General features: G+C 54.0%; 13 protein-coding genes and 1 pseudogene. 4 read left to right on the top strand and 10 right to left on the bottom strand.

The window, feature by feature from the left end; genetic code table 11:
* Positions 1-7: 7 nt before the first annotated feature.
* Positions 8-883: a dihydrodipicolinate synthase family protein gene (locus BW941_RS15440; protein WP_076517583.1), complete on the top strand. Its 876-nt coding sequence runs from the start codon at positions 8-10 to the stop codon at positions 881-883.
* 95 nt (positions 884-978) lie between these two features.
* Here the strand turns inward: BW941_RS15440 and BW941_RS17685 are convergent.
* Positions 979-1694, bottom strand: a pseudogene (locus BW941_RS17685) (3-methyl-2-oxobutanoate hydroxymethyltransferase).
* Entirely contained in the window at positions 1652-2890 is a 1239-nt protein-coding gene (locus BW941_RS15425) for an MFS transporter (protein WP_245820115.1), read from the bottom strand. Before BW941_RS15425 ends, BW941_RS17685 begins: the two are co-directional and overlap by 43 nt.
* Before the next feature lie 108 nt (positions 2891-2998).
* Between BW941_RS15425 and BW941_RS15420 the strand changes: the two genes are divergently transcribed.
* Positions 2999-3898: a LysR family transcriptional regulator gene (locus BW941_RS15420; protein ID WP_245820114.1), complete on the top strand. Its 900-nt coding sequence runs from the start codon at positions 2999-3001 to the stop codon at positions 3896-3898.
* 413 nt (positions 3899-4311) lie between these two features.
* Here the strand turns inward: BW941_RS15420 and BW941_RS15415 are convergent, their stop codons facing one another.
* Both BW941_RS15415 and BW941_RS15410 read right to left on the bottom strand, forming a co-directional pair.
* Entirely contained in the window at positions 4312-5073 is a 762-nt protein-coding gene (locus tag BW941_RS15415; RefSeq protein WP_217693613.1) for an EamA family transporter, read from the bottom strand.
* The gene (locus tag BW941_RS15410; RefSeq protein ID WP_245820112.1) at positions 5070-6194 is read right to left on the bottom strand and encodes an MFS transporter; all 1125 of its coding nucleotides are present in this window, start codon (positions 6192-6194) and stop codon (positions 5070-5072) included. The genes BW941_RS15415 and BW941_RS15410 overlap by 4 nt, the downstream gene beginning before the upstream one ends.
* A 171-nt stretch (positions 6195-6365) precedes the next feature.
* On the opposite strand from BW941_RS15410, the gene BW941_RS15405 reads away from it, so the two are divergent.
* Together BW941_RS15405 and BW941_RS15400 are read left to right on the top strand one after the other, a co-directional pair.
* Positions 6366-6875, top strand: coding sequence for a MarR family winged helix-turn-helix transcriptional regulator (locus tag BW941_RS15405; RefSeq protein ID WP_076517574.1), 510 nt, complete (start codon positions 6366-6368; stop codon positions 6873-6875).
* Positions 6876-7025: 150 nt separating this feature from the next.
* The gene (locus BW941_RS15400) at positions 7026-7655 is read left to right on the top strand and encodes a LysE family translocator (protein WP_245820111.1); all 630 of its coding nucleotides are present in this window, start codon (positions 7026-7028) and stop codon (positions 7653-7655) included.
* A 70-nt stretch (positions 7656-7725) separates the two neighbouring features.
* On the opposite strand, the gene BW941_RS15395 is transcribed toward BW941_RS15400, so the two are convergent.
* From BW941_RS15395 to BW941_RS15370, 6 genes are all read right to left on the bottom strand, one after another.
* The gene (locus BW941_RS15395; RefSeq protein ID WP_084189050.1) at positions 7726-8148 is read right to left on the bottom strand and encodes an AAA family ATPase; all 423 of its coding nucleotides are present in this window, start codon (positions 8146-8148) and stop codon (positions 7726-7728) included.
* A gap of 36 nt (positions 8149-8184) precedes the next feature.
* Positions 8185-8952, bottom strand: coding sequence for an IS21-like element helper ATPase IstB (istB, locus tag BW941_RS15390; RefSeq protein WP_076517572.1), 768 nt, complete (start codon positions 8950-8952; stop codon positions 8185-8187).
* A complete protein-coding gene (istA, locus tag BW941_RS15385; RefSeq protein ID WP_076517570.1) occupies positions 8949-10421 on the bottom strand; it encodes an IS21 family transposase in 1473 nt (490 codons plus the stop codon). The genes istB and istA overlap by 4 nt, the downstream gene beginning before the upstream one ends.
* A gap of 118 nt (positions 10422-10539) precedes the next feature.
* Entirely contained in the window at positions 10540-10719 is a 180-nt protein-coding gene (locus BW941_RS15380) for an AAA family ATPase (protein WP_217693612.1), read from the bottom strand.
* A 90-nt stretch (positions 10720-10809) separates the two neighbouring features.
* On the bottom strand, positions 10810-11592 hold the full coding sequence (gene panB, locus BW941_RS15375; protein ID WP_076517569.1) for a 3-methyl-2-oxobutanoate hydroxymethyltransferase: 783 nt from the start codon (positions 11590-11592) through the stop codon (positions 10810-10812).
* 55 nt (positions 11593-11647) lie between these two features.
* Positions 11648-12250, bottom strand: a complete 603-nt coding sequence (locus BW941_RS15370) for a 2-hydroxychromene-2-carboxylate isomerase (RefSeq protein ID WP_076517567.1) — start codon at positions 12248-12250, stop codon at positions 11648-11650.
* Between the last annotated feature and the right edge of the window lie 36 nt (positions 12251-12286).

Raw genomic sequence — 12286 nt, 5'->3', positions numbered from 1 at the left:
GCACGTCATGACCCTATCCGGCATAATCGCCTACCCAATTACTCCCTTCACCAACGATGGCAGAGACATAGACTTTCATACCCTCGGTAAAACGATAGAATTATTGATCGATAATGGCAGCGATGCCATCGCGCCACTCGGCAGCACAGGCGAAAGTGCTTATCTCAGCCAAGACGAATGGCGGCAAGTTGCTAAATTTTCGGTAGAAAAAGTGGCCAAACGAGTCCCTGTCGTTGTCGGTATTTCTGAATTAACAACTCAACTCGCGACTGAAAAAGCTATGTTCGCTGAGAGCATTGACGCTGATGTAATAATGGTTATACCCGTCTCCTACTGGAAGCTCAGCGATCAAGAAATCCAATCTTACTATCGAACCATCGCGGAGAGCACAACATTACCCATCATGATCTACAACAATCCTGCGACCAGCGGTGTCGATATGGCGCCAGAACTTATAGTCACGATGTTTAAGGAAATTCCTAATGTGACCATGGTTAAGGAAAGCTCCGGTGATATCCAACGCATGCATAAGATCTTCGAACTAACCAGTGGCCAGCTACCATTCTTTAATGGCTGCAACCCACTAGCTCTAGAGGCTTTGTGCGCAGGTGCCAGCGGCTGGTGCACGGCGGCTCCCAATCTTATTGGCGCACTCCCCAAACAACTGTATGAGAGCGTCATCAACAAAGAGCTGTCAGTTGCCAGAAATCTTTTCTATCGGCAACTACCCCTGTTGAGATTTATTGTTTCTGGCGGCCTTCCTAAAATGGTTAAAGCCGGGTTAGCCCTAAACGGAATTGATGCCGGCTCACCAAGAAAACCATTGCTAGAAGCCAATGAAGATGAAATTAAGGCATTGGAAATACTGTTGAGTAATATCTAGTCAGCGCATTCCGATGTCGTAAGGGGCTATGACCCTAGTACAACAAGGTCATTTCAACTCCCATTGGAAATTTCCTTGGTGTGCTAGGGCCTGCTTCAGTTCCGAAGCAGTTCTGCTGATCCGACTCTGCAATTATTTTTTGATCCAGCGAATTGGATAATATTGTTGGGGAATCCCCTGGATTCCACCTCCCGTGAAAACCGCTGGGCCACCTTCTGGATTTCCCGCCCAATATGAGCGTATTGTTTTGCGAATGGCGGCCAGTAACCTCCAAGACCCAAGGCATCGTTTATAACCAGCACCTGGCCGTCACAATCAGGTCCGACGCCAATGCCGATGGTCGGGATGGTCAATGTCGGGGTAATACTGTTAGCCAAGTCGTGGGGAACATGTTCGATCACCAACATAAAGGCGTCGGCTTCCTGAATCGCAGCTGCTTGCTTTTGAATCCGAAGCACCTCCCCAGCATTGTGCCCAACCTTGGCAAAGCTATTGGGGGTTTGTGGCAACAGGCCGGAATGCCCACCACAGCAAGACCTTTCTTCACCAGATGCGCAATAACATCGGTCTTGGTCCCTTCCAGCTCGATGCCATCCGCATCCGTGCCCAGAAGTCGTCTCGCGTTAGCCAATGTCTGCTCAGGAGTCCGGTCCGACTCGAAGGGCAGATCGCCAATTATATGGGTATCGGGCGCTCTTCTATGCGGGCGAAGTGAGGACCTTCGGCGACAGCCAAGAAACAACGCAAATGGCGAAGTCCCATCGTGCCTTATTTCCGTACAACTGGAAAACCGTGGTGCTTGGCATCCCATACAATAATCAGGGTTGCGATCAGCAACACCAACAGCGCCGGAGAGAACGCACCGACACCGATCCGATCCAGCAGGACTCCGCCGATGATGCCACCGCCAGCAATTGCCATATTCCAGGCAGTGACCAGCATCGACTGCGCGACATCGGCCTCATCCCCTGCCGTCTTGGAGATGGCGGTCTGGAGCAACGTCGCCGCACCGCCGAAGGCCAGACCCCAAGCCGCAATCGCTGCATACACCACGGACGGCACATCGCCCTTCATGCCGAGCGCCAACGCAGATATCCCGAACAAGGTCACGCTGGCAAGCGTCAGTACACGCAGATGGCGATCAATCAGAACACCGATGACCCAGATTCCCAGCAGAGACGTGACGCCGAATACCAGCAGCACTAAGTGCGTCCGTTCGGCCATGCCAGCCGTCGCCAAGAATGGCGCGATGTAGGTATAAAGGATGTTGTGCGACAAGACAAAGGCCAGCACCACAAGCAACACCGGGCGCACCCCTGGCATGGTGAACACATGCCCCAGCGACAGCCGCTTATCCGTCGCCTGCCCTGCGAAGTCTGGCACCTTGATTCGCACCCAGATCATGAGCACTAGCGCCAGTAGGCTCATGATGCCAAAGCACATCCGCCAGCCCACCAGATTGCCAAGAAATGTACCCGCCGGAACGCCGAGCGACAGCGCCAACGGTGTCCCCACCATAGCAATCGCGATGGCCCGGCCTTTTTGGTGTTCGGGCACCATACGTGCGGCATAGCCTGCCAGCAGTGCCCAAAGTAGTCCGGCCGACACACCCGCCAGGAAGCGAGCGACCAAGGTTAGGGCATAGCTGCTGGAAAATGTCGTGACAGTGTTGGCGATGACAAAGCCGGCAAGAGCTGCCAGCAACAGCGGTCGGCGGCGAAAACCCTGCGTGGCGGCCGTTAAAGGAATCGCGGCCATCAGTGAGCCGATGGCATAGAGGGTGACAAACTGCCCGGCCAACGCCTCAGCAATTCCCAGGCCAGCGCTGATTTGCGGCAGCAAACCCGCCGGTAAGGCTTCAGTGAGGATGGTGACGAAACCCGCTAGCGCTAGTGCTAGTAGCGATGCGATAGGAAGGCGTGCTACACGTTGATCTGTGCCACCGCCAAGCGCCGTTGTTGTCGAACTTGTCATAATTTTGCCCTTTCGAGTACCAATCACGTTCACAAATGGCGCGGAATCGGCACGAATTGAATTTAGTCCGCCATGTTAAAGACGCTTCCAATACAGGACAATAATGCTATTATTCTAAACATAACGGACAAATAATCTTAAATGGGTTCGACGATGGAATCACTCAACAGCATCGCGTTCTTCGTGCAAGCGGCGGAAACCCGTAGCTTCTCCCAGGCTGGGCGTCTCCTCGGCGTGTCCTCGTCGGCAGTGGGCAAGAGCGTGTCCCGGTTGGAGGAGCGACTGGGGGTGCGCCTACTCCATCGCAGCACGCGCAGTATTACCCTTACCAACGAAGGCGCACTGTTTCTGGAGCGCTGTCGACGCATCCTGTGTGAAATTGAAGCGGCTGAGCTGGAACTGTCCGAAACCCAGCACGCGCCACGTGGTCGTCTGCGTATCAGCCTGCCTCTGGTCGGCATGCTGGTCATGCCCGCGCTGACCGCCTTTATGCGACGTTATCCGGACATCGAACTGGACGTGGATTTCTCGGATCGCTTGGTGAACGTGATCGAGGAGGGCTTCGATGTGGTGATGCGCACCGGAGAACCCACCGACTCGCGTTTGATGGCCCGTCAGGTCGGCAGCTATCGGCTACAACTGGTCGTCTCCCCCGGCTACCTGGCAGACAACGGAACGCCCAAGGTTCCTGAAGATCTCGCCGATCACGCCTGCGTGCAGCACAAGTTTCCCTCCACGGGAAAGCTAGAGCCGTGGCCGTTGAAGCGCGCCGAGGGAGCGCCGGAATGGGAGGTGCCGGCCAGCATGACGTGCAACACGTCTGCCGCCTTGATGGACGTGGCCTTGGCGGGTCTTGGCATTGCGTGCCTGCCAGACTTTATGGTGCGGAAGGCCATTGAGCGGGGAGAGTTGGTTTCGGTGCTGGATGGGCATGTCGAACACCAGGGCTCATTCCGGCTACTCTGGCCGTCGAGCAAACATCTGGCACCGAAGCTGCGTGTCTTTATCGACTTCATGGTCGATACACTGTTCAAGCACTGAAACTATCCCGATGTTTACGATGGGCCCCAGCCAGTCAACACTGCACCCATTGTCACAATGGATGATCAGTTTCATAGTTTCATTTCCTGCTGGAGACCGGTCTCAGATACCCGCACGCATCAGTTACGTGCTGCGCTGGCACACAAACAACTTCGCCTAGATTTTCCTCCAGCTCCTTTAAGAGTGCGTGACAGAGGCTATGGCTCGATATGCAAACATTCGGCAGCGCGGACGGAGTGAAGTTCTTCGGCCACGGTCCTGAAACAACACAGATATCGACGCTTCATCGCCGGAGCCGTCACTATGACCTATCGATCCGTTTATCGGGGGAGGTATTGGCAAACCACTGTACCGCCAGCACACAGACCAACACGACTATCATCCCGACCAACGTCATACCTGTTATGGCCTGTTTAAGCACTATCCAGCCAAGCAAGCGGACTGAGCAAACCCAAAGAAGCCACGGCCACAGAGGGCAGCCGTGACACGCCACGGAACCACAGAGCATAAGCCAGCAGCACACCTGCGAGTGATAGATAGGCGTAAGCAGCCACCTGCAAGACCGTCAGTTTAGGGAGTGGTGCGTCAGCCAGCCAAGCTATCGGAGCGAGCATTAGGCCTCCTAGTAGCAATTGCCAGCCCGTCAAGGCCAACACTGACATGTTCATTTGCCAGCGCCGACCCAGCCAGGTGCCAGTCGCCATACAGGCTGCACCGATCAGAGCCGCGGCGATGCCCGTCGGCTCCCAGACCATTTGCGGTGACAGCAACAGGATTGCCACCCCCACTACGCCAAGCACACAGGCAATCAACATTATCGGCAACGGCCGCTGACGATCTACTAGCCACGCCAACAACATAATCAACAACGGTTGTATGGCACCCAACACCGCCGCCAGTCCACCCGGCAGTCTATATGCAGCCACAAATAACAGCGCCTGGAAAACACCGATGTTCAACGCGCCAAGAATGAGTAGACGCCAGCGATCAGCTGGCCCAGGCCGGTGCCAGCTAAGCAAAAGCAACAGTATTCCAGCTGGCAGCACGCGCAGTAGCGCCGCGGTGAATGGCCGGTCTGGCGGAAGCCATTGCGAAGTCACCAAATAGGTCGATCCCCAGATTACCGGAGCAAGTGCGATAAGCACCACTACATGCCAGTGTGCATCAGCTTTCATCCGTTAATCTTTCCATACGAAGCAGGCGAAAAACGCAGGCAGAGCAGCAACAAGAACATGGCTCCGATGAGCATGGCGATCCAGGCATGAGCAACGTTTGCAAACTGATCGCGCAGTACACCGGCAAGCAGTGGCATGAAGCTGGCGATGATGTACCCGCCCCCCTGGACGAAGGCGAGCAGCATTCCTGCTTGAGTCGGCTCGTCGATATGATCCAATGTCAGGATCAGGGACAGCGGAAACAGGGCACCGATACCCGCGCCCAATAGCACACTGGCAAGCAGCGCCAGAGAGAGCGGCGCAATAATCAGACATGCCAGCCCGACGATCAGGGTGACAAGAACAACAACCAGAAGTATGCGCCGATCAGAAAACCTACCAACCCAGGCCGAGATGGCGAGTCCTGCCAGGACCTCGGTCAGTGTCAGCCAGCCCAACAGAAGGCCGGCCTTTGACGGTTGCCAGCCGAGGCTTGTATAAAACGGTGGCAACCATGCCAGCACCAACGTATAGGCTCCTGTGCCTATACCGAAAAAGGTCATCAACTCCCATGCACGCAAATTGCGCCAGAAGGCGCGGCTTGCGGGCCGTATGGTGTCAGCAACAGCAGCCTCAGGGGACGCCCCCTTTCGCGTGGCATGCAGCCATAATGGCAAGGCAATCAATGCCGGTGCAGCCCAGAGAACTAATGCCGAAGACCATCCCAGCAGCTCGGCTAACCCTCCTGACGAAGCCGCGGCTATAGCCGCCCCACCCATAATGCCGGTCGTGTATAAAGCGAAGACGCGCCCTGCATTCGCGGCGAAACGACGCTTGACGAACGCTGGGATCAAGGTCTGAACCAACCCGATACCTATGCCAGCCATAGTAGCCGTGAGCAGCAGGCCGCCGGTTCCCACGAAGACGGATCGAGCCGCGCATGCTGTGAGTATCAGTGCGACCCCTAAACCGATGCCTCTACGCTCACTTAACCAATCGTTGATTTGGCGCCCACCCAATGCACAAATACCCATTACAAGAACCGGTAATGTGGTCAGTAGGCTGACTTGGGTGTAAGACGACCCCGTCGCCGCTTCGATCATGTCCAATAGTGGCCCGATAGCGGCTAGCGCAGGACGCAAGTTTAGCGCTACGCATACGATGGCAGTGATAACTAGCAAATGATGCTGGCGAATATTTGTCACACCTATCTCCACATAAAGTATCTTCATATCAAACTATATTGAATGAATTGATGATTAGCAAGGAGTTATCATTGATGACATCCCAAGTAACTTGATACAGAGCTAATTATGAAAGACCGAGCAAGACGTGCGGAAGAAGAGTGGGAACGGGAGCGGCCAGACATCAACGCAAGCGTTATGGCACTGGCAGGTCGCTTGCTGGAAGCAACCCATCTTTTGGAGCGGGACTGGATCTTCCCACTTGCAGCACAGTTCGAACTGCACCAAGGGGAATTCGATGTTATTGCTACCCTACGACGTTCAGGCAACCCTTATTCTTTGACACCCACGGAATTGCACGAGGGCCTGATGCTGTCATCAGGCGCCATGACCAGCCGACTTGACCGACTCGAACGCAAAGGGCTAATTGAGCGGTCGCCTGCACCTAACGACCGGCGCAGTATCCTCGTGAAACTTACGCCTGCCGGGTTGGCACTCATTGACAGGATTCTGCCACTGCATGTGGCCAATGAGCAGCAAGCATTGGCAACGCTGACTTCGAAGGAGCAAAAGTTGTTAAATGAGTTACTGGTCAAGCTCGTTGCAGGCTTACATAAGAAGCCTTCGTCTGATGGTTAAAGGGTCATTGGCGATTTTGTGGGTGTAGCTTCCACCCACTTCACGGGCGGGTGTCATGATCAGGACTACACATCAAATCCAGGCAGCAGGTGAAGTGCAATTTGCACGTTTGGAAAAACAATCCAGTCAGACCAGCCGCAGAGGTACTTTGTGAGTTTCTATAACATTATCACCCTGGCAACGATCATGACCCTGCTCGCCGCCATTCCCAGTAGCAGTGTCGCACTGGTGGTGATACGCGCCTCCACGATGGGTGTCAAACAGGGTGTTATCACCTCCCTGGGCGTCGTTGTCGGCGACCTCGTTTTTGTGGCGATGGCACTACTCGGCTTGACCGCATTGTCGGAGCAGTTGGGAGCTTTGTTTGTGGTGATCCGCTACCTGGCAGCGGGCTATCTGATTTGGTTTGGCCTTAACTTGATCAGGAACCACACCCACAGGGTTCCCCAGGGGAAGTCGAGCATTCCGCCAAAGGTGGCGCGAACCACATCAGCAAGCTTCCTGTCGGGATTGTTATTAACGCTGAGTGATATCAAGGCGGTCTTTTTCTACGCCAGTCTCTTTCCCGCGTTCATTGACCCCATTACACTGCGTAGCGTGGATATTGCCGCCATCTTTGGCATAACCCTATTGGCTGTTGGTGGCGTCAAGATTCTGTACGCATTTTCCGCCAGCAAGATGGTGAATCTATCCGGCAGATTGCGTTTTCAAACCAAAGCAAAAGCGGTAGCAGGCGCCATGATGATAGCCACGGGGGGCTATCTTCTCGTGAAAACTTGAAAGCTCACTGGTTTCTCTCCCAATTAAGCATCCTATAGGTGCGCGGCATTTTCCCGTTCTGTGCCTAAACTCAGTAACCCAAGTTTTTGCGCACGAAATCTACACGTTCAGCAATGCTGCCACAAGGTAACTCGATAAGGGTATAACCTAATTCGTTATAGGTGGAAACCATTGTTTCCCAGGTGGCGGACGCCTCGGCAAAAGTCTGTTTGCGTTCGCTGTCACCAGTGAAGATAGCTCCCCACGGCGGCGCCACAAATACTGTCGGCTCATACGGAAATTGCTCGGCGGCACGCCATAGGTGGTTTGGCACCGAGAGCCCGGCAACTCGCCTATAGCCGATCACATCGGGTATGCCTCTATCGAACAATACCGGCCCAGTAATTCCGATCGCTTCATTCCAAGAGCGTAGCTCCCAGCTTAGCATTAACTCAGCGAAGGCTTCTTTATTCAGCCAAGGCAATGCATCGCCACCGATGGTGTCTGGCGTCAACTATCTTGGCCGATCGGCGACAACTATGATGGCCGGTTAGGTGGTTTCTCTTTTCACTTCTGATTTAGTCTTTTCAACATATTGTTGCTTACGATAACTTTCGCCCTCAAGTTCAATGATGGTGGCATGATGAATCAAGCGGTCAATGGCGGCAACGGTCATCATTCCGTCTGTGAATATACTGTCCCAAGCGCTAAAGGGTTGGTTGGCCGTCACAATTAACGTACCGCTTTCGTATCGGTGCGCGATAAATTCAAACAGCACATTTGTTTCTGCATCCGTCTTTTTCACGTAGCCAATATCGTCAATGATAATGACCGCGTATTTATCCAGTCGCGTCATCGCGGTCATGAGGTCAAGATCGCGCTTGGCTTGCTGGAGATGCTGTACCAGGGCGATTGCTGGGAAGCACTTACAGCGAATGCCCTGTTCGATTAGTGCGTGCCCCAAGGCGCTGGCAAGGTGTGTTTTACCTGTGCCGCTCGGGCCAATCAAAAGTACGTTGTCACTGCGGCGCGCCCACTCTACGTCTTGCTCAAGCTTAGCGATGCTGCGCTGATTTTGACCGCTAAACGGTTTTCTATCGAGCGTGGCAAACGTTTTTGTCGTCGTTAACTGCGATTCTCGACGCCACTTTTGTATACGGCGTTGGAGCCGATCCGCCATTTCATATTCGCACAGCGCGAGCAGGTAATCAGCGTGAGACCAGCCGCTATCCGCTGCCGTTTGCCACAGCGTTTTGTAATGCCGGGCGAAGCCCGGTAGGCGCAATTCTTTAAGCAATAACAGTACGGCGTCACTCATGAGCACACCGCCTCAAACGTATTGCGGGGGTTGGTCCACAGCAGCTCATCGTATGCCTTCAGTGAATGCTGTACCGGTTGCCTCGTCTCAGTCTCTCGTGTCTGGTGACTCAGGAACCGATCTTGCATCGCGAGGATTGATGGGAACTCGCCAAGCAAGGCACCGGCCAGTAAACCCTCACCCAAATCAGTTTCACAATCGTATTCAAAGGCTAGGCGCAAAACGGTTACCATCCATTTACACGCTTCGCGTTTTTCCAAGTGTTGATCCGCACATCGCCACAACTGCCGGTATGCCTCGTTAGGCAGCAAATCGTCTCGTAAGCTTGAGTAGCGGAAGGCTTGAGGCTTGGATGCTAAAGCCCGAATCACATGTTTGTAATCAATGCGGCGTGCACGCTGCTCGCCCGGTTTTGGATAAACACGCGGCAAAGTGAGCGCGTAGGTTTGTCCGACATAGAGCATGAGCTTGTCGTGGTGCAAGCGTAGTTGCAGACGCTCGCCGACGAGTCGTGAGGGTACTGAGTAAACCACCCGCCGAACCTCAATCGTAGCAGAGCGAGTGACCCGAACTGACAAAACTTGATAGTCAACAGAAGGTTGATCTGGCAGTGGACTCAGTGCAGCTTGTTCATCGGCAAACCGCGAACGAACCCGCTGATTGAGCTTGGCTACAGTTTTGTCGATCCAGTATTGGTACGCCGCAATGCACTCGAAATCGTGACTGCCACGCAGCTTAAACTGTTGTGACAAGCGATGTTTCAACGAACCGTTGGCGCATTCTACAACACCGTTTTCATGCGACTGGCCAGGGTTATTGCGGGTGGGCTGCATACGATAATGATCACACAAATCGCGGTATGCATCTGTCCATATATTCTGGGTATTGTTGCGTGCTGCACTGAGGCTGTCGGTGCGATGCTCAACCGGGCTGCCGCCTGCTTGTTGCAGTGCGCGCTGTAAACCACAGGCTAACGCTGCGTAGCTTTCGCCGCCTTGTACAATTGTGACTGAGCGCCAGCCGCTATAAGCAAGACGAAACTGATAGAGCAAGTGGGGAAAGGCCTGACCCGCAAGGGTAACCGCGTCATCGGGGTGGGTGAAATCGGAAAACCCTTGCTGCCCTATCACCGCTTGCTGGCGAAACATCACCTCTTTGTCGGGGCCGGACAGCGCACGCCATTGCTTTACCCGTCGCTGCAACGTTCTCAATACACGTTGATCGTAGTGCTCGGGGTAGTGCTCTTGCAAATACTCCAACAGCGTCAGTCCAGTAAGGCTCGGCTCGCGTTCGAGTAACACCACAAGCTCACGCTCCCAGACCGCCTCCAGCGGATCTTCGCGGGTGCGCCAATGGCGCTCAGGTGGATGGTGGATTGGGTCTTTCTCGATTCTACGGCCTGAACGGACGGAAATATTTGCCTTCGCGGCTGCAGTTTCTTGGGTGATACCACGTTGTCGATGCTGCATGTACAGCTCCTCTTGTCGTTGGGTGATATGTAATCCCGGCACGCTGTTCTCCAAGGGAAAATCAAAGTACCGAACGTTACACCCAACCGGCCAAGATAGTTGTCGTCAACCGGTCATCCTAATTGTCGCCGAACACGATGGCCACTTGATGCTGAATAATGGCTCGTCCGGCTTCTGGCATATGCATTATGCCCATGGCTGCAAGTGCTTCAAGCAAGGTACTTTTTCCCGCTCCGGGACCACCGGTGATAACGAAACGCATTTCGAGCAATGTCAGGGAGCTCTTTTTGTTAATCACGGGTAGAACTCATTCTGGTAACAGTCATACATCAATTAGATAATTTGAATTCCTCAATTTCTAAGAGGTTCCGGTAAACCGGCTCCGCAGTTACTTCATTGATCCGGCGAACTGGATAATGTTATTGGGGAATTCTCTGGATTCCACCTCCCGGGAAAACTGCTGGGCCACTTTCTGGATTTCCCGGCCAACATGAGCGTATTGCTTTGAGAAAGGCGGCCAGTAGTTTCCAAGACCCAAGGCATCGTTTATGACCAGCACCTGCCCATCGCAATCCGGTCCGGCGCCAATACCGATGGTCGGGATGGTTAATGTCTGGGTAATACTGTTAGCCAGGTCGTGGGGAATATGTTCGACCACCAACATAAAGGCGCCGGCTTGCTGAATCGCAGCCGCTTCCTTTTGAATCCGTAGCGCTTCCTCGGCGTTTCGCCCCACTTTGGCAAAGCTATTGGCGGTTTGTGGCAACAGGCCGGTATGTCCCACCACCGCAATACCCTCCTCCACCAGATACGAAATAATGTCGGTCTTGGGGCCTTCCAACTTGATGCTGTCCGCACCAGCAGCCAGCAGTCGTTTCGCGTTAGCCAATGCCAGCTCAGGTGTTTTGTCCGACTCGAAGGGCAGATCGCCAATAATATGAGTATTGGGTGCACCCCGGCGCACAGCACCTATGTGGTAAATCATATGCTCCACGGTCACCTCGCGGGTACTGTCAAACCCCATTTCCACCATGCCCACGGTATCACCCACCAAAATAATGGGGATGCCTGCCGCCTCAAGCTCCCTCGCCACCGGGCAGGTATAGGCCGTCAGCATGGTAATTGGCCTCGAACCTTTCATTTGCACAAAATCAGTTGCAGACAGTTTCATCGGTGCTCACTCCCATCAAGAAACGTTATCGGGTATTACACCGCAAAGATCATAATCAGGGGTATCGTCGCATGGCAAAGTCGATGGCCTCCGCCAGTCGGTCGCCACCCCAGAACATTTCATCGCCGATCATAAAGGTGGGTGACCCGAAAATGCCCAGCTCCACAGCCTGACCAGTCTGGTCCCTGAACTTTTGCTTACTCTCCTCCGAAAGAGCATGAGCAATAACGCCCTCGCTATCCACATTCAGTTGGTGGAGGATTTCACCGATGACTGTGGTATCCGCGATATCCTGATCATGAACGAAGTTGGCCCGGCAAACCGCTTGGATAAACGCGGTTATCCATGGGGCGGTCTGTTTAAGGCAGGCTATGCGGCCTGCCAACAAGCCGTTACGGGGGAACTGCGTGGGCTTATGAAAGGGGATGCCCTGTGCTGCGCACAACCTTTCCATATCCCGCCACATGTATCGCCCTTTCGGGGGGTAGAGATTGAAAGGCGAGTCGTTCCAGCCCTGTTGCTTGAGAATCACGCCCAGCATAAAGGGCCGCCAGTGCAGCGAAATGTGGTTTGCCGTTGCCAATTGCGTGGCCCGCAGCGCCGCCGGATAGCTGTAGGTGCTGGCAAAATCAAACCAGACCTGAATAGTCTTTGCCATGATTACCTAAACCTCCTTGAAAATGAACAAACGTTG

Origin of the sequence: Thalassolituus maritimus (genome assembly GCF_900156675.1) — a bacterium.
In the GTDB taxonomy this organism is placed as follows: Bacteria; Pseudomonadota; Gammaproteobacteria; order Pseudomonadales; family Oceanobacteraceae; genus Thalassolituus; species Thalassolituus maritimus.
This window is presented reverse-complemented; position numbering and strand designations above follow the sequence as displayed.